This is a genomic window from Bacteroidota bacterium (genome assembly GCA_019637975.1).
In the GTDB taxonomy this organism is placed as follows: Bacteria; Bacteroidota; Ignavibacteria; order UBA10030; family UBA6906; genus CAADGV01.
Genome location: JAHBUR010000022.1, coordinates 39,975 through 57,768 on the forward strand (window position 1 = coordinate 39,975; position 17,794 = coordinate 57,768).

Annotated in this window: 13 protein-coding genes; all 13 read left to right on the plus strand. The window is 51.1% G+C overall.

What is annotated here, in order from left to right; translation table 11 throughout:
- Positions 1 to 37 precede the first annotated feature (37 nt).
- The 13 genes from KF749_12645 (at position 38) to hemC (ending at position 17,789) form a co-directional block, all read left to right on the plus strand.
- Positions 38 to 1,834 carry a T9SS type A sorting domain-containing protein gene (locus KF749_12645; GenBank protein MBX2991997.1) on the plus strand — a complete coding sequence of 599 codons (1,797 nt, stop codon included), beginning with the start codon at positions 38 to 40 and terminating at the stop codon, positions 1,832 to 1,834.
- A gap of 267 nt (positions 1,835 to 2,101) precedes the next feature.
- Complete coding sequence (locus KF749_12650; GenBank protein ID MBX2991998.1) at positions 2,102 to 5,632, plus strand: tail fiber domain-containing protein; 3,531 nt, start codon at positions 2,102 to 2,104, stop codon at positions 5,630 to 5,632.
- A gap of 58 nt (positions 5,633 to 5,690) precedes the next feature.
- On the plus strand, positions 5,691 to 6,710 hold the full coding sequence (locus KF749_12655) for a dipeptide epimerase (protein MBX2991999.1): 1,020 nt from the start codon (positions 5,691 to 5,693) through the stop codon (positions 6,708 to 6,710).
- Positions 6,711 to 6,843: 133 nt separating this feature from the next.
- On the plus strand, positions 6,844 to 8,736 hold the full coding sequence (gene acs / locus KF749_12660) for an acetate--CoA ligase (GenBank protein MBX2992000.1): 1,893 nt from the start codon (positions 6,844 to 6,846) through the stop codon (positions 8,734 to 8,736).
- Between the two features lie 171 nt (positions 8,737 to 8,907).
- On the plus strand, positions 8,908 to 11,778 hold the full coding sequence (locus tag KF749_12665) for a T9SS type A sorting domain-containing protein (GenBank protein MBX2992001.1): 2,871 nt from the start codon (positions 8,908 to 8,910) through the stop codon (positions 11,776 to 11,778).
- A 45-nt stretch (positions 11,779 to 11,823) separates the two neighbouring features.
- Positions 11,824 to 12,204: a nuclear transport factor 2 family protein gene (locus KF749_12670; GenBank protein MBX2992002.1), complete on the plus strand. Its 381-nt coding sequence runs from the start codon at positions 11,824 to 11,826 to the stop codon at positions 12,202 to 12,204.
- Positions 12,201 to 13,169, plus strand: coding sequence for a hypothetical protein (locus KF749_12675; protein ID MBX2992003.1), 969 nt, complete (start codon positions 12,201 to 12,203; stop codon positions 13,167 to 13,169). The genes KF749_12670 and KF749_12675 overlap by 4 nt, the downstream gene beginning before the upstream one ends.
- Positions 13,166 to 13,414: a hypothetical protein gene (locus tag KF749_12680; protein MBX2992004.1), complete on the plus strand. Its 249-nt coding sequence runs from the start codon at positions 13,166 to 13,168 to the stop codon at positions 13,412 to 13,414. Before KF749_12675 ends, KF749_12680 begins: the two co-directional genes overlap by 4 nt.
- A complete protein-coding gene (locus KF749_12685) occupies positions 13,414 to 13,962 on the plus strand; it encodes a DinB family protein (protein MBX2992005.1) in 549 nt (182 codons plus the stop codon). Before KF749_12680 ends, KF749_12685 begins: the two co-directional genes overlap by 1 nt.
- Positions 13,963 to 13,982: 20 nt before the next feature.
- Positions 13,983 to 14,384 (plus strand): hypothetical protein, encoded by a 402-nt coding sequence (locus KF749_12690; protein ID MBX2992006.1) that lies wholly within the window; start codon positions 13,983 to 13,985, stop codon positions 14,382 to 14,384.
- Between the two features lie 316 nt (positions 14,385 to 14,700).
- Positions 14,701 to 15,531 (plus strand): cytochrome c biogenesis protein CcsA, encoded by an 831-nt coding sequence (ccsA, locus tag KF749_12695; protein ID MBX2992007.1) that lies wholly within the window; start codon positions 14,701 to 14,703, stop codon positions 15,529 to 15,531.
- A 1-nt stretch (position 15,532) separates the two neighbouring features.
- Positions 15,533 to 16,828, plus strand: a complete 1,296-nt coding sequence (gene hemA / locus KF749_12700) for a glutamyl-tRNA reductase (GenBank protein ID MBX2992008.1) — start codon at positions 15,533 to 15,535, stop codon at positions 16,826 to 16,828.
- On the plus strand, positions 16,818 to 17,789 hold the full coding sequence (hemC, locus tag KF749_12705; protein ID MBX2992009.1) for a hydroxymethylbilane synthase: 972 nt from the start codon (positions 16,818 to 16,820) through the stop codon (positions 17,787 to 17,789). The genes hemA and hemC overlap by 11 nt, the downstream gene beginning before the upstream one ends.
- The last annotated feature ends 5 nt before the right edge of the window (positions 17,790 to 17,794 follow it).

Sequence of the window (17,794 nt, forward strand, 5' to 3'; positions counted from 1 at the left end):
TCTTCAATCGAGATTTGCGGCTAACAAGGAAGTTCAAGTGAACAAGCTCCTATTTATCGCATCGTTGTTGACCCTGCCTGTTGTGGCAATCTATGCACAAACAAGCAGAGTGGATTTTTCCGCCTTTGGCATGGGCTTCGGAATTCTTCCCTCCTCCAACTCGCATATTATCGGCATCGCTGGCGAACCGGCCATCGGGAACCTTGAAGCTCAGAATACCCGTATCGAAAGCGGTTTTGTCAACAACGTCAACTTAGGAAATACAGGCCTCATCTTTGCCGTACAATCGGAGGTTGCAACACTCGGACGGTCTGTTGGAATCAGGATGTTTGTGCCTGCAAATCTTCAAACAACGGCAGAGAGTTTGTTCTACCGGAAAGGTGGCGAACAACCATTCAGCCGGATTGCGCTTGCAAGATCGGGTGACACACTTTCCGCGACAATTCCGGCAGTTGCCACAACGATCCGCGGAGTCGAGTACTACATCACCGCCGCTTCCACCCAAGGGCCGATTCGGTTTCCCGGTTTCGGCGTGGACACTCTACGGGTCAACATCGAGACCTTCGCGAGCCCTTCAACTTTCCGAAGTCGTGTTTACAGAATGATCTCTGTTCCGGTGGAATTGGCGAACCCTTCGCTTCTCTCGGTGTTAGGGGATGATTTCGGCAGCTATGATCCTAATGTATGGAGAGTATTCCGTTGGGAGAACAACAGGAATGTTGAGTTCCCGGACATTCGCGCACGGTTCACGCCCGGTGAAGCATTCTGGCTTGTTAGCCATGCAGCAAACGGTTTCGGGATAGAGAATGGGAAATCGGTTCCAACACTTCTGCCATTGTCAATCGTGTTGGATACGGGATGGAACCAGATCGCCAATCCCTTCGCATTTCGGGTAAGCATGAACAGTGTTTCACCAAGTGGCGATGTGAGCAATCTCTACTTCTATGATGCCGAAAGTCCGTACGTGCCGAACGTGAACGTACTGGAGCCGTGGGAAGGATACTTCATCGAGAACAGATCGGGTGAACAGGTTGTGCTGCAAGTGGCGCCGGTTGAAGCCTCGCCTTCTGTTCCGAAGCAAATCGAGCAGTCATTGTCCGGTAGTGACTTTATCCTGCAAATGTCGGCAGAACTGGAACAGTCTTCTCTGAAGGACATCCACAACTACGTCGGTTTTGTGGAGGGGGCTTTGCCTGGTGACGACATTCTCGACCAGCGCGAGCCGCCATCGATCGGGGATTATGTTCAACTGTCGATCGAAGACGGGAGGTCGTATCTCAGCAACTTCAAACCTCCGCAAACCGAGGGTGAGCAGTGGAATCTCAGTATATCATCAACCCTTCCGAATCGGCAGGTGAATGTGAGGCTCACAGAATACGGCTCCCGTCCCGAAGCATTCGACATCTACATACTGGACAGGGATGATTTCAATGCGATTCCGGTTTTGAACTCCCGGTTCGCCCTGACTCTGCGTGACACGCGCCGTTCATTAAAGCTGATTCTCGGAACGAAGGAATATGCTGAACAGAACAATGAAGGTATCCCGCTTGTGCCGCTCGCATATACGTTGGAACAGAATTTCCCGAATCCGTTCAATCCATCCACGACAATTCGCTATGCGTTGAGTAAGAGAAGCGATGTTTTGCTTTCCCTCTACAATCTGCTCGGGCAGAAGGTAAAAACACTCGTCAGCGGCGAGCAGAAGACGGGCACCTACAGCGTGGTGTGGGATGGTGTAACGGATAGCGGTTTTCCCGCAGCAAGCGGCGTGTACCTGTATCAGTTGCAGGCCGGTGAATACCGGGCAAGCAGAAAACTCCTTTTGCTAAGGTGATTTGCATGGAGAAACTGCCCATGACACCGAAGGTGTTTCAGCCGATTCTGTTTGTTGCCGCATCCGGCGTTGAGGCCCGGCTCGGGCTCGTTGTGAGTTACTGAGAATACCTTCCATGTGATTGTGGCGCGGGGGAGACAGTGTGCCGCATTTCGGAGGCTGGCGAAATCATCCGGTTGAGTGCGATTTCGCACACCGGCTTCTTCTTTCCCCTTTGTCGCAACAAGACGTTTTCGAATTCATCAACATACTTCTGAAAGGTGTGCAATGAAAGCAAAAGCCATTGCTTTGCTGATTGTTCTGTCGGTGGTCGGCGTGTTTGTCGCGGAAGCTCAGGTTCCGCGCTTCATTTCGTACCAGGGATCCCTCACCGATAGTACCGGGATGCCAAAGCCCGACGGCAACTACACGTTCACATTCCGTTTGTATGTCGATAGCACGGGCGGCACTCCACTCTGGACGAATCAACAAACGTTGCAACTCATGCGCGGCCTCTTCTCTGCACGGCTGGGTGGACAACTGGGATTCGAATCACTTTTCTCGGGATTGCGTTGGCTGAGTATTCAACTTGCGGGGGAATCCGAAATCACGAAACGCATACCCCTTGCTTCCACGGCTTACAGTTTTCGATCAGTTAAAGCGGACACGGCTTCTGTTGCCCTGAGCGCTCCGGCACAGCAGACTGTCGATAGCGCCCGCATTGCTGGCACCGTACCGGACAATGCGATCACTTCCGCAAAGATACTGAACGGGACGATACAACGGCTCGATGTTGCAGCAAATTTCAAATCTCCTCAAGCCGACTCGGCCGATTATGTCAGAAATCTTCCGCCAATCGACAGTGCCCGGATTGCGGGAACGGTTCCCGATAACGCCATAACTTCTGCGAAGATTCTGAACGGGACGATTCAACGGCTCGATGTCGCGGCAAACTTCAAATCTCCTCAATCCGACTCGGCCGATTATGTCAAGAATCTTCCGCCAATTGACAGCGCTCGCATAGCCGGGACCGTGCCCGATGACGCCATAACTTCTGCAAAGATTCTAAACGGGACGATTCAACGAGTGGATGTGGCAACGAATTTCAAGGCGCCCCTTTCCGATACATCGGATTTCGTCAGAACAGCTCCGCCGATTCCGGCCGGTTCGATCGACAGCAGCAAGCTCTCTGTAAACTCTGTCGTGAACTCAAGAATTCTCAACAATACGATTACCTCTACGAAAATTGCAGCGGGGCAAGTAGTGAAAGGGATTAATAGTGTGAGGGATGAACTTCGCCTTGTCGGGCGGGGATCGGCAACAGTAACAACCAGCAATGATACAATTTACATTGATGCTGCAGGCGGCGGCGGAAGCGGAATACAAGGGATTCAGAATACCAACAATACCTTGACAATTCTCAACCCGACGGGCCCGACTGCGACAATCAACGTGAGAGATCAGGGGATTGGAACACTGCAACTTACCGACAATGCCGTTGGTACGTCGAAAATTGCCGATGGAGCCGTGACTCAGTTAAAAATCGCTGCGGGTGTCGTACTTCCTCCGGGAGGCGCGGCTGGCGGCGACTTGACGGGAGATTTTCCAAACCCGACTATTGCGGCCAATGCCATCACCACCACTAAAATTCTGAACGGTGCAGTCACGCAGGCGAAAATTGCTGCCGGCGTTGCGTTGCCACCAAGCGGCACCGCGGGAGGTGACTTAACCGGAACGTACCCCAACCCAACCGTTGCGAACAGCGCCATCACCACTGCAAAACTCCTTGACGGAGCGGTGACTCAAGCGAAGATCGGTGCCGGTGTGACTCTGCCGCCGGGTGGGGCTGCGGGCGGCGATTTGACGGGAACATATCCCAATCCCGTGATTACCACAAATGCGGTAACGTCTGTCAAGATCCTCAACGCGGCCGTCACCAACACGAAAATCGCTGATGGGGCAGTTGGCACAACAAAAATTGCGGATGCTGCCATTACTCAAGCAAAGATCGCAGCGGGAGTAGTCTTGCCACCGGGTGGTAATGCGGGAGGCGATCTGACGGGTACGTATCCAAATCCTACGATTGCCGCAAATGCGGTAACTTCCGCCAAGATAATAGATGGCGCTGTTACGCAGTCAAAGATCGGAGCCGGGGTTACGCTGCCGCCAAGTGGAACGGCAGGCGGTGATTTGACCGGAACCTTTCCTGCTCCTGTTATTGCAACAAACGCAGTCACATCGGCCAAAATTCTCAATGGCGCTGTCACTCAGGCAAAGATCGCGGCAGGCGTAACTCTGCCGCCGAGCGGAAATGCAGGAGGGGACTTGTCCGGTACCTATCCCAATCCTGTGGTCAAAGGATTGTTCAACAGGGCCATTGCAGATTCAACGCCGTTTCACAATCAGGTGCTGAAGTGGGACAACAAAATGCTTCAGTGGATTCCGGGAAACGACGAGATCGGGGGATTCGGTACAGTGACCAGTGTTGCGGCGGGAACTCCGGGTACGCCAACGGGAACCAGCGGCCTGACATTTTCTCCGAATCCGATCACAACAACCGGCACGCTTGCAATCGCAACTGCCGGCGTTGACAGCTTCAAGCTTGCCTCAAATTCGGTGACATCTGCGAAGATTGCCGATGGTTCGATTCTCTTTCAGGATATCGGGCAGAATGGCGCCGCTGCCGGACAAGTGATGAAATGGACAGGCTCGACGTGGGCCCCCCGTAATGACTCCGTCAGCAGCGGAATAACTGGAACCGGCGCAAACGGACGCGTGGCATTTTGGACTGGAGCAACCTCGATGTTCAGCGACAGCAATTTATTCTGGAACAACAGCCTTGCACGACTCGGTGTCGGAACGACTGCACCCTACACACAACTCACCCTATCGAACACATTAGGATTCAAGAACAGTACCGCTCCGATGACCTACATCTTCGAGTCCGGCTCAACAAACCCCTCGCGGTTGGTTGCGGCGCATTCACCGGCGTTTGCGGCGTGGGGACTTGCGTACAACGATGTTACCGATCAGATGATCTTTCAACAGAGCAACACTCTCCCGGCAGTATCGGTCGGAATTTCCAGCCTTTCCCTCGGTATCGGCACGTCAACTCACGAAGGGGCACTTGATGTACGAGGCGGCACTGTTGTGCAGAATACCAGCGCGACGAACTCCAACGACATCACCATCAAGCGGCCGGGGAGTGTCTCGCCTTCGAATGTCCGGTTCGTACTGTCGCAACGCTCGACAAACAGGGATTTCTGGATTTTTGGAGAAGATGGGACGGGGCTGTTCAGGAATTTTGTCGGATTCAATTACTCTGCAAACAGAGTTTCATTTCCGGCAGACTCAAACACGTTGCTGATTGATAATGTGTTTCAGAGTGTCGGAATCAGAACGTCAAGTCCGACAGCTGCGCTTGATGTGAACGGTGGCATTCGTGCACGGCTTCTCAGCACAGGAACGGGCGCTTCCGTTTTCGTGGATGTGGCAGGAAATCTGCTGCAATCAGGGTCCAGTATCCGGTACAAGAAGAACATCCGCCAGCTCGAACCCTCGTCTGTGCTTGACTTGAATCCCGTGCGTTTCCAATGGAAATCGACAGATGAAGAAGATGTCGGGTTGATTGCAGAGGAGGTCGTGAAGGTCGTGCCCGATCTTGTCTTTCATAACAACGAAGGAACTCCTGAAGGCGTGAAGTACGACAAGCTTGCTCTCTACCTGCTGAACGTTATCAAGGATCAACAAAAACAGATTCAGGAATTACAGTCGGCTGTCAAATCTCTCCAGTCATCATCTTCGCTCGGTGCCAAATGAGGATGGTTGAGTGAACATGTTTGCCGACAATATGAATTGTCCGGGGCGCTGATCACGCGTGCAACTGCGATTCTCTTCTTACACACTCGAACTTCGTCATGCGTTTACAGTTTCAACGTATTCGCGCACGACTACTCCTGTAATGATTGTGGAGGCGGAGGAGGAGGGCATTATCGGCTACGGTGAGGCCTCGATGCCGCCGTATCTGGGCGAAACTCCCGAATCGGCAACTACATTTCTTTCACGAGTTGATCTGGATAAATATGCGAATCCTGCTGCCTTTGATGATATTCTGAAGGGTATTGATGCAATCGCTCCCGGTAATCATGCAGCAAAGGCTGCAGTCGACATCGCATTGCACGATTGGCTCGGCAAGAAACTCGGGTTTGCGTGGCATCAGGCGTGGGGACTTGATCCGTCAAAGACACCTGTGACGACTTTCACGATTGGTATTGAGAGTGATAAGGATCTCCTCCGGCAAAGGGTACGTGAGGCTGACACCTTCAAAGTCCTAAAAGTAAAATTGGGGAGTAAGAACGACACGGATATTGTCACGTCAATTCGGCAAGTAACGGACAAACCGTTGCGAGTTGATGTGAATCAGGGATGGAAGAACAAGGAGAAGTCTCTGGAAATGATACAATGGCTTTCAACTCAAGGTGTCGAACTTGTTGAACAGCCTTTGCCAAAAGAGATGATTGATGAACAGGCGTGGTTGAAGGAACGAAGTCCGCTGCCCATTATTGCGGACGAGGCAGTCTCACGCCTATCCGACATCGCAAATGTAGTGGGCCTCTATGATGGCATAAACATCAAATTGATGAAATGTACCGGCATGCACGAGGCGTACATGATGATTCTGCTTGCCCGGGCTCTCGACCTGAAAGTGATGCTCGGTTGCATGACGGAGACATCCTGCGCAATCTCGGCTGCAACGCAATTGTCGCCACTTGCAGATTACGCCGATCTTGATGGAGCGGCGCTCATCTCGAACGATCCGTTCGCTGGAACGACAATTGCTGAGGGCAAGCTTAACATGCCGGGGGGATTCGGAATAGGCGTTAGCCCGAAACACTAATCTCCGGTCGCCAATCCTCTTGCATCTCTCTTGACGGTTTTCAATATTGTTCACGCACACAACGCGATAGTCGAACGTCCCCGTTGAAATCAAATCATCATACACTACACACTATTTTCTAGGATACTGAACCATGGCAGACAAGACTCTTTCCGGCGAAATTTTTCATCCGACTGAGGAAGCAATCCGGCACGCGCATGTGAAAGATTGGGACAAAATGCGCGAGGAGGCGGAACGTGATTTAGAAGGATTCTGGGCGAAAGAGGCCAACGAGTTGCATTGGTTTCAACATTGGGATAAGGTGTTGGATGATTCGAAGAAGCCCTTCTTTCAATGGTTTGTCGGCGGAAAGACGAACATTGTGTACAACTGCCTTGATCGTCATGCCGAAACTGCACGGCGGAACAAGCTTGCTTTGTTGTGGGAGGGAGAGAAGGGAGAGTTTCGTTCGTTCTCGTATTTTGCGTTGCGACGCGAAGTCTGCCGCTTTGCCAACGTGTTGAAGAGTCTCGGCGTACAGAAGGGCGACCGCGTTACAATCTACATGGGGCGTGTACCTGAACTGCCCATTGCTATGCTTGCAGCAGCGCGTATTGGCGCAGTGCATTCTGTAGTCTACGGCGGCTTCACCGTCGAAGCTCTCGCTGAAAGAATTGAAGACAGCGAATCGAAAGTTCTGATCACCTGCGACGGTGCCTATCAGCGCGGCAAGATTGTTCCGCTCAAGCAAATCGCCGATGAAGCGGTTCAGCGGGCGGGAACGATTGAGAGTGTGCTTGTTGTGAAGCGTACCGGCGAGCCCGTGAACATGGAGCAGGGAAGGGATTTGTGGTATCACGAGTTGATGATGCTGCCGATTGCAAACGGCGCCTGCCAGATTGAAGTGATGGATGCGGAAGACCCGTTGTACATGCTTTACACATCCGGCACAACGGGAAAGCCGAAAGCCATTCTTCACACGCACGGCGGCTATATGGTCGGCACCTACACGACGCTCAAGTATGTGTTTGATATTCATGAAGAAGATCGTTTCTGGTGTGCCGCAGATCCCGGCTGGGTGACGGGACATAGCTACATTGTGTACGGCCCGCTACTGAATGGGGCGACATCGTTCATGTATGAAGGGGCGCCAACGTATCCGTACCCCAATCGTTGGTGGCAGATGATCGAGAAGTACGGCATCAACATTCTCTACACGGCACCGACGGCGATTCGCGGCCTGATGCGCTTCGGCGAGGCGTGGCCCAACCGGCATGACTTGTCGTCGTTGCGACTTCTTGGTTCCGTCGGCGAGCCGATCAATCCCGAAGCGTGGAAATGGTATCACCGCGTCATCGGCAAAGGACGATGCCCGATTATGGATACGTGGTGGCAAACCGAGACTGGAATGTTCATGATTACTCCGATGCCGTGTGTGCCGTTGAAACCCGGCTCCGGTACCCGGCCTTTCCCCGGGTTGAAGATGGATATTTTGAGTGAAGAAGGAAAACCCGTGAAACCGAACGAAGAAGGTTTCCTCGTCATCAAAACACCGTGGCCTGCAATGCTTCGCACACTTTACAAAGACCCCGAACGCTACGTGCAACAGTACTGGTCAAAATATCCAGGCATGTACATGACGGGTGATTCAGCGCGCCGCGACGAGGATGGCTACTACTGGATCATCGGCCGTGTTGACGATGTTATCAAAGTCTCAGGATACCGACTCGGTACGGCAGAGATAGAAAGTGCGCTCGTCAGTCACCACGCTGTAGCCGAAGCCGCTGCTATTGGATTGCCGCATGAAGTGAAAGGGAATGCGATTCACGCGTACGTCTTGCTTAAAGCGGGACAAGCGAAAGCCGACACGTTGGTCGAAGATCTGCGCCAGCACGTTTCCAAAGAACTCGGCCCCATTGCCAAACCCGAACACATCGAAATCGTTGATTCGCTGCCCAAAACACGCAGCGGCAAAATCATGCGCCGGGTGTTGAAGGCAAGAGCGTTGGGGCAGGATCCGGGAAATATTACGACGTTGGAGGAATGATCATGGGGCAAGAGTTGTAGGCTAACAAGACATAAAAACGACTATATTCTGGAGAATTCAGGCCGGTAGAGTCAGATGTACCGCCGGTTTTCAAGGACTGTGATATTACGTTGGCCAGAGTAATGGACCAATTGGGCATTGTCACAAGCGAATCATGAAAGGAAGGATTCTATGGAGAGGTTTTTTCGAGATGTTATCCTGATAGGTATCATTTTCTGCTCGACAAGACTCTATTCCCAGTGGGCACAGACCAACGGACCCTATGGAGGTGCTGTATATGCCCTGACGACTTCTGGGGAGACAATTCTCGCTGGATCAAGTGCTGGCGTGTTTCTCACGACCAACAACGGCGCGGATTGGGTGAAAGCCGCTGGTATGGCTAATTCGAGGGTATACACTTTTGCCGCATCTGGTGGGAACATTTTTGCAGGTACGGGCGATGGGGTCTATGTTTCAAGCGACAACGGCAGAGATTGGACTTGGACTGGTGGGCCGCCTTTTACGGTGGTTTATACGCTCGCTGCATTGGGTTCCAACCTTTTTGCGGGAACTGGGGGTGGAGGTGTTTTTCTCTCGACCGACAACGGTACAAGTTGGACAAGCGTAAACACGGGGTTGACGAACACCCATGTCAGAGCCTTGGCAGTTTTGGGGACGATCTTGTTTGCGGGAACCGCGGGTGGAGGTGTCTTTCGTTCGACCAATAGCGGTATGGCCTGGATCCAGGCAAATAACGGCCTAACGAATGACTATATTTATTCCTTAGCAGTTTCAGGAAGCAGCTTGTTTGCGGGCTCAGGTGGTATTTTTCGATCAAATGATAGCGGTGCGACATGGACACAGTTGTCTACGATCGGGGGGGGGTGTCTCCTTGCCTCCGGTTCTAGTCTCCTCGCAGGGTCAGCCAACGGATTGTGGTCTTCGAATGATAGTGGGGGAACCTGGATCCGAATTGGCTTTCAAAACTCTTCGGTTCTCTCCCTCGTTAAATCCGGCGAGCATTTATTCGTCGGGACTGGTACTAAAGGAATATTCCTGTCGACGAGTGGAGGGAGAGACTGGGTTCGAGCCAGTTCAGGGTTGACAAATCCTTTTGTTGGCTCCTTAGCGGTTTCTGGAACAAATCTCTTCGCAGGCACCTATACTGGAGGAGTTTTTTTATCCACAAACACTGGTTCAAGTTGGAATCCCGTTAACAGTGGGCTTTCAAACTTATTCATTAACGATCTTGCCGTTTCCGGATCCAATATCTATGCCGCCACAGGGGCGGGGCCTTTTCCCGGGGGAGTGTATCTTTCCACCAACAACGGAACGAGTTGGAATCCCCTTGACAGTGGATTGACCAATCGATTTGTCAATGCCCTGGCCATTTATGGCACGAACTTATTAGCTGGAACAATTGGTGGTATTTTTCTTTCCACCAACAACGGAACGACTTGGGGATTTCTTAGTACTGGCCCAGATAGCGTGCTATCGCTCGCCGTCGCTGGACAGAACATTGTTGCTGGCAGTCTCGGAGGCGTTTTTCTATCAACGAATGGGGGAGCAAGCTGGAGGCAGACAATATGGAATGTTTATGATGTTTCCCTTGCCGCTTCCGGCACAACCGTCTTTGCCGGAACAGAGTGGGGCACCTTCCGTTCGACGAATGCTGGCGAGACCTTTTACCTAAGTAACACAGGGCTGGAGAACCTTACAGTCCAAGCTTTCGCTCTTTCCGGGCCCCATGTCTATGCAGGGACCTCATCCGGGAATGTATTCCTCTCGACGAACAACGGCACGAGTTGGACTTTTGCTGTCGGGCTTGCGCCTGTAAATGCTTTTGCAATTTTTGGCGCGAGTCTCTTTGCGGGCACAACTGACGGTATATTTTTCTCCCCTAGCATGGGTTCACTCTGGATTGAAGCAAACGGTGGTCTGGCAAGCGTATCAGTTAGCAAACTAAGTGTTTCTGGCGCGACTCTTTTGGCAGGGACCGAGGAGAATGGCATTTTTTCTACCACAGACAATGGCGTAACCTGGGAAAACGCCAGCATTGGATTGACAGATTCACGCGTTCGAGATTTAGTTGTTCTTGGGTCGGATATCTTTGCAGCAACACTCGCTGGTGTTTGTCGGTCAACAAATCAAGGTGCGACCTGGAGTCCTGTCGGCCCTGCCTTCTGGAGTACAATCAATTGTCTATCTGTTAATGACAGTCTTCTGTATGCGGGGACTCAAGGAGGGGGGGTCTTGGTATCAAGCAACTTTGGGGCAGACTGGACTCCGATCAATTCAGGTTTAGCGAACCTTTATGTGAATTCACTCGCAAATTCAGGGTCAAGGCTTTTTGCGGGGACGGCGGGTGGTGGAGTTTTCCTCTCAACCGACGCAGGAATGAACTGGACACAGGTCAATACGGGTTTGAGCACTCTAGTCATTTCACGTCTAGCTGTTAAAGGCACAAGCGTTTTTGCCTCGGGGTCCTTACTTCTATTTCGTTCAACTAACAACGGAGCCAGCTGGGCTCAAATAGGTTTTGGACCGGAATTCCATGCTACATGTTTTGCTATAGAAGATACTAATCTATTCATGGGGTCATTAAACGGTGTTCTACTCTCTACAAACGATGGCGCCAACTGGACTCAGGTTAACACAGGTTTGCCAAACGATATTTACATTGCCAGTGTTGCAGTTCAGGTAAGCACACTTTTTGCAGCAAGTCGTCTATCAGTTGTGTGGAAACGACCAATATCAGAAATGATCACATCACTGGGAGTGATGTCCAATACTGAGTTGATCCATTTTGGCCTGGAGCAGGCCTACCCGAACCCCTTCAATTCAACAACTACTTTTCAGTTTCGTATTCCATTCAAGTCTCCTGTATCAATAAAAGTGTTCGACGTATTGGGAAGGGAAGTATCGACAATTGTATCAGAGGAGCTACCCTCTGGTACATATGTAAGACAATGGGATGCTGGAAAGATAGCGACCGGTGTGTATTTCTGCACTCTAAAAGCAGGGTCTTTTGTAACAACTATTAGAGTCGTGCTGCTGAAATAATCTGGAACCAAACTTTCTTATCTGCACCTGGAAGCATCTACATACATGTCCCCATCCCAACTCATCAAAATCTGGATTGACCGCTTCAACGCCGCCGACGTGAATGGCTTGATGGAATTATACGCCAAGGATGCCGTCAACCATCAGGTTGTTACGCAGCCATTGAAAGGCAAAGCCGAAATCAGGAAGTTGTTTGAAACGGACTTTGCCCGCGCAAAGATGGTCTGCATTCCGGTGCAGATACATGAGGCGGGCGATTGGGCAATTCTCGAATGGCGTGACCCGCTGGGCTTGCAGGGATGCGGTTTCTTTGAGATCGAGAATAATCTGATCGTGTTTCAACGAGGATACTTCGATCAGCTGACGTTCTTCAAAATACAAGGCATCCCGATTCCTAACGACTATCTTGATGTACCAAAGTCGTGACGTCTCTCAACTACATAAGTCTTGGACTTCTTCCTCTCGTCGCAATCCTTATCAACGACACAGGTTCGCCGCATCCTGTGCCCGAACAATCCGCTCCACGACAATCCCAATATATCTGGACCCGGCTGACTGCAAACGCCGGATTTTCCCAAAGCTACAACTATCAGATGTTCGCCGACGGAGAGTACATTCGGGTGTTTCACCCGTCGGGTGTATGGGAATCATCCGACGGGAAATCGTGGCGACAAACCTCACTCACCAACATCGTCATGAATCAGGCTTTTCTCGACTACGTTGAATTCAAGGGGGCCGTCTATGCGCTTGGAACATTTGAGGGGAATATTGAGAGATTCACACAAACCTCTCAGATTGCCCGGACAACGGACTTCAAGAACTGGGAAATTCTTGCGGCGGAATCGAATCTCCCAAAACGATTCTTCTATCATCCTTTCGTATTCCAAGACAAGATCTGGATCATCGGCGGGGGAGATACTGCGGGAAGCTATGCCGACGCGTGGGTATCAACAGATGCCGTTCGCTGGACAAAGGTCGCCGACAACCTTCCCTTCGGGACAGAAGGGGGAAAGAGATTTGTCGTTTTCAAGAATAAACTCTACATGCTCAGGCATGATGTCTGGGTGTCCTCCGACGGTGTGGAATGGACAATGCTCACTCCGAATATCGCACAAGGAGACATCTTTGGATATTCGGTGGAGGTTTTCGACGACAAGATTTGGCTGATCGGTTGCAGCCGAAATGGCAGGTTCCGGAGCGAAGTTCTCTACTCATCAGACGGCATTACGTGGAAAGAAGAGCGCGCTCCCTGGTCGCCTCGCGGCGCGACCGCAACTTGCATTTTCCGGAATCAGATTATTATGACGGGAGGAAAATACGGCGGGCCCGGTATCGGCGGCCAGACGGAATTCGTGTACAGCAATGACGTGTGGGCGATGAAGAAACAATGAATGCGTTCGAGCTTGTGAAAGCAATTGAACTCGCCCTTGCTGACAACTGGGAGGAAGCCCACCGCATTGTCCAAAACTACGACGATGAATTTGCCTGCTGGATTCATGCCGTTCTCCACAAGATTGAAGGCGACGAAGGGAACAGCCGCTATTGGTATCGGCGGGCGGGGAGGGAGTTTTCTCATTTCGACTCAACGAATTCTGAACTCGAACGAATCAAAACCATCCTGACAAAGCAAACCTGATGTCACCACAGCTTCAAACTTTGGTTGCAGAGATAGATGCTTGCTCCGGGCAGGCCAAATCACTTCTCGGCAGCAGCAATAAATCCCATCTAACAAAACGTCCGGCGAACGGCGGTTGGTCGGCTGTTGAATGTGTAAAGCATCTTACACTGACCACAGATCTCTATCTCAACCTTCTTCCTCCGCTTATTCAACAAGCAAAAGAACAAGGCAAAATCGGCGACGGTCCCTACAAAATGGATTGGAAGGGGAGACTGTTGAAATGGATTTTAGAACCTCCGTATCGAACAAAGGTCAAGACAATACAATCACTTGAAGTAGTTACAACTGAATCACCGAAGGAAGTTCTTGCTGAATTTCTTGCTGCACAATCTCGTCTAAGGGAAACCTACGAGTCGGCAAACGGAGTCGCTCTCGACAAAGTGGTAATGCGTTCGCCGTTCAATGAACGGATGAAGTACAATTTGTATTCATGCTTCTGTGTGATTCCGGCACACCAACGAAGGCATTTGTGGCAAGGGGAACAGGCTTGTCTGCGGGTGCAGTAGCAAACTAACAAGGAGGGGATATGAACTGGAAAATCATCCTCACGCTCGCGTTCTTCGGCATTGCAATGGGAACGGCTTCTCTATTCGGACTAACCGAACGTATCGAACCTTTGCTTTGGCTGCTGATTGCATTCTTTGCGGCATACTGGATTGCGAAACGCCGTGCGCCGAAGCCGTTTCTGCACGGACTTTTATCCGCAGTAGCGATGGGTGTGTGCAACTCGGTGGTTCAGTCCGCATTCTTCGATCTGTACAGAGCAAACAACCCGACGGCGGCAAAAGGCTTCAGCCAGATTCCCGACGCAATCCCCGGGAAATACTTCATTCTGCTCATTGGTCCGGCAATCGGGCTTACGTACGGACTCGTTGTCGGGCTGTTTGCCGTTGTCGCTTCGAGAATGATGAGAAAGCGTGCAACCTAGAGATCTGGACGAGAAGTACCATCTCTTAGGCGAGATCTCCGGGAATGTTTCCGATACGAAGCTGTTCATCTTTGAATGCGAGCTTTCGTCCACGTCTCTAGCCAGTCTTGTTTCAAATATCGGAATGCCCGTTCCCGAATCTGACAAATCCATCAACCTAATTGTCTAACCATCCTCTCGACCATCATTTTAGCTGTTTTTTTCTTCACATCCGCTTGAAGTTGTTTCGGCATAGATGTTGAAATTTACATCATTGTTTCTGTTCTAGCCCGTTTTTCGTATATTTTTAGCGTTCTTCACTCTTCAATCGGAGTTCATGGATATCGTAGCGCTCGTTGACGTTCTTGTAGTGGCAATGCCCCTGCTCTATGCGTTATTAGTGGGGATCTACGCAGTTTCGTTTTTTCTCAACCTGGCGTCCATCACCCGCCTGAAAACTCCTGCTCTGGTTTTCACAGTCGGGCTTCACGTCGTCTACATTGCAATCCGTACAGTTGCTTTTGACCATCCACCGATCACAACAGTATTTGAGATTATGACGATGCTGGCCGTCTGCATTTCGATTGCATACACGTACATCGAACTGCGGACAAAGGCAAGCAATACAGGAATGTTTATTCTCCTGTTGGCCTTTGTGTTTCAGCTTGTTTCTTCTCTCAACATCAGAGACTTGACAGAAATTGCGCCAATCCTCAGAAGCCGTCTGCTTGGTTTCCATGTCTCGACTGCATTGTTAGGCTATACGGCAATCTCGCTTTCCGCCGTGTACGGCTTTCTGTATCTGATGTTGTACCGCGAAATCAAATCATCAAGCTTCGGTCTGATCTACAACAAACTGCCCAACCTTGAGATGCTTGAGAAGATGAGCAGTAAGTCCGAGATTTTCGGTTTCATCATGCTCACCGTTGCGATTGCCATTGGGTTGATTTGGCTCCCCAAGGCGTTCGACAGTTTCTCTTATCTCGATCCGAAACTGATCGGAACAATGACGGTGTGGGCATTGTATGCAATCAGTCTTGCGGCAAAACGGAAATTAGGGTGGCAGGGGCGCAAGATGATGATCGTTTCCCTCATTGCCTTCGGGTTTGTGTTTTTGTCGATGACGGTGATAAACATGTATATGAGCGGCTTTCACAGTTTCTATTGAAATGAACCTTCTTTCCATAGGCATAAGTCACAACACTGCATCGCTCGACATTCGCGAAAGAATGTGGATGTCAAACGATGAAGTGAAGGAAGCATTGAAGCAGTTGAAGGAAAAGTACTTCAACGAAGCGATGCTTGTGTCGACCTGCAACCGCACGGAGTTGTACGGGCTCACGCCTGATACACAAGTGGACGATGCCGGATTGAAGACATTCCTGATTGATTTCAAGGGCGCGTCGGGAATTGTAACGCCGAATCACTTTTACGGCAGTCTTGCCGGCGGATCAGTCAGCCACTTGTTCAAAGTTGCGGCGGGGGTGGATTCGATGGTGATTGGCGATATTCAGATTCTCAACCAGGTAAAGGAAGCATTCAATCTTGCCACCGAAACGGGCGTGATGGGGCCTGTGATGAACAGGCTGATGCAGGCAACGCTGCACGTCGGGAAGCGTGTCCGGACGGAGACGTCCATTTGCGAAGGTGCTGTTTCCGTAAGTTATGCTGCGGTAGAATTGGCCAGCAAGATTTTCGCCGAACTGTCGAAGAAATCGGCCCTGCTGATCGGGGCTGGAGAAACCGGCGAACTGACCATGAAGCATCTGATCGGCAAAGGGATTGGAAGAATAAAAATAGCCAACCGCACGCGGGAAAAAGCCGAAGCGCTGATCACGTCGCTCAAAGCCTACACCATCGGCGAAGTGCTGGACTACGATCAGATTTCGGAAGCTCTCCGCACAGTGGATATTGTGATTACGTCTGTCAATAGTCCTGCCTACATAGTTCAGCCCGATCATGTCCGCAGCATGATGAAACAGCGCGCAAACAATCCTCTTTTCATTATTGATATCAGCGTACCGCGTAGCGTCGATCCATCATGCAACAAAGTGGAAAATGTGTTCGTGTACGATATGGATTCGCTGAGCGCTATTGTTGACAAGAATATTGAAAAGCGCAAAGCCGAGTTGCCGAAAGTGACCACGATCGTTCGAGAGGAAACGCTGGAGTTCTTCAAATGGCACAACTCGCTGCAAGTCGGCCCGACGATTCAGGAACTGACCTCCGCGATTGAATCGATCCGCCAGTTGGAAGTCGAGAGGAACATCAATCGCTTCAAGCCGGAGGATCGTGAACTCGTGGAAATGCTGACAAAACGTATCATCAACAAAATCCTGCACCAACCGATTACCAACTTGCGAAACGGGGCACAAAACGGCGCCCGGGGTTCCGAGACGGTGAACCGCATCAAAGCACTGCGCGATTTGTTCGGAATCGAAGAGAAGGATAGTCATGGCAGTTGACAGGATCATTATCGGAAGCCGGGGGAGTGAACTTGCCTTGTGGCAGGCACATTGGGTGCAAGGAGAGTTGCTGAAGCGGTTTCGCGATCTCGAAATCCGGATTGACAGAATCAAAACAAAGGGGGACAAGATTCTCGATTCACCTCTATCGAAAATCGGCGACAAGGGGTTGTTCACGCGGGAGATCGAAGAGGCGCTTCTCACGAAACAGATTGACCTGGCCGTCCACAGTCTGAAAGATCTCCCGACACAACTTCCCGACGGTCTCATGCTCGGCGCGATTTGCGAGCGTGAGGATGTTCGCGATGTGTTCATTCCTCATCCCGCCAACCAGGAAAGGACCCTGCTCAATCAGCCGCAACGGGCGAGAATTGCAACCGGAAGCTTGCGTCGGAAATGTCAATTGTTGAACCTTCGACCGGATTTTGAAATCATTGATATTCGTGGCAATCTCAACACACGAATGAAGAAACTCGAAGAGAGTGACTGGGCCGGAATGATACTTGCACGGGCCGGGGTTGTCCGGCTTGGTTGGGAGGCACGTATCGGCGAGAGCATTGATGCGGAGACGATACTTCCGGCAGTCGGGCAAGGAGCATTGGGTATCGAAATCAGAGTTGGTGATACGCGAACGGCGGAGTTTGCGAGATCCCTTCATCATCATATCACTGCACAAGCGGCATTGGCTGAGCGTGCGTTGCTGCGAAAGCTCGAAGGCGGCTGCCAGGTGCCGATCGGAACATTCGGTCGGGTTGATGCTGAAAAGAATGAACTGAAGCTTGACGCGATTGTCGGATCACTCGACGGCAAAACAATCGTGCGAGGTAAAATGCACGGAAGTGTTTCGTCCGCTGAAAACATCGGCTCGAAGCTCGCGGAAACACTGCTCGCCGGAGGCGCTGATCGTATTCTTGATGCAATCCGATCGACAGCGAGCGCGGACAAGGTTGGCGGGGCATAGCTGAC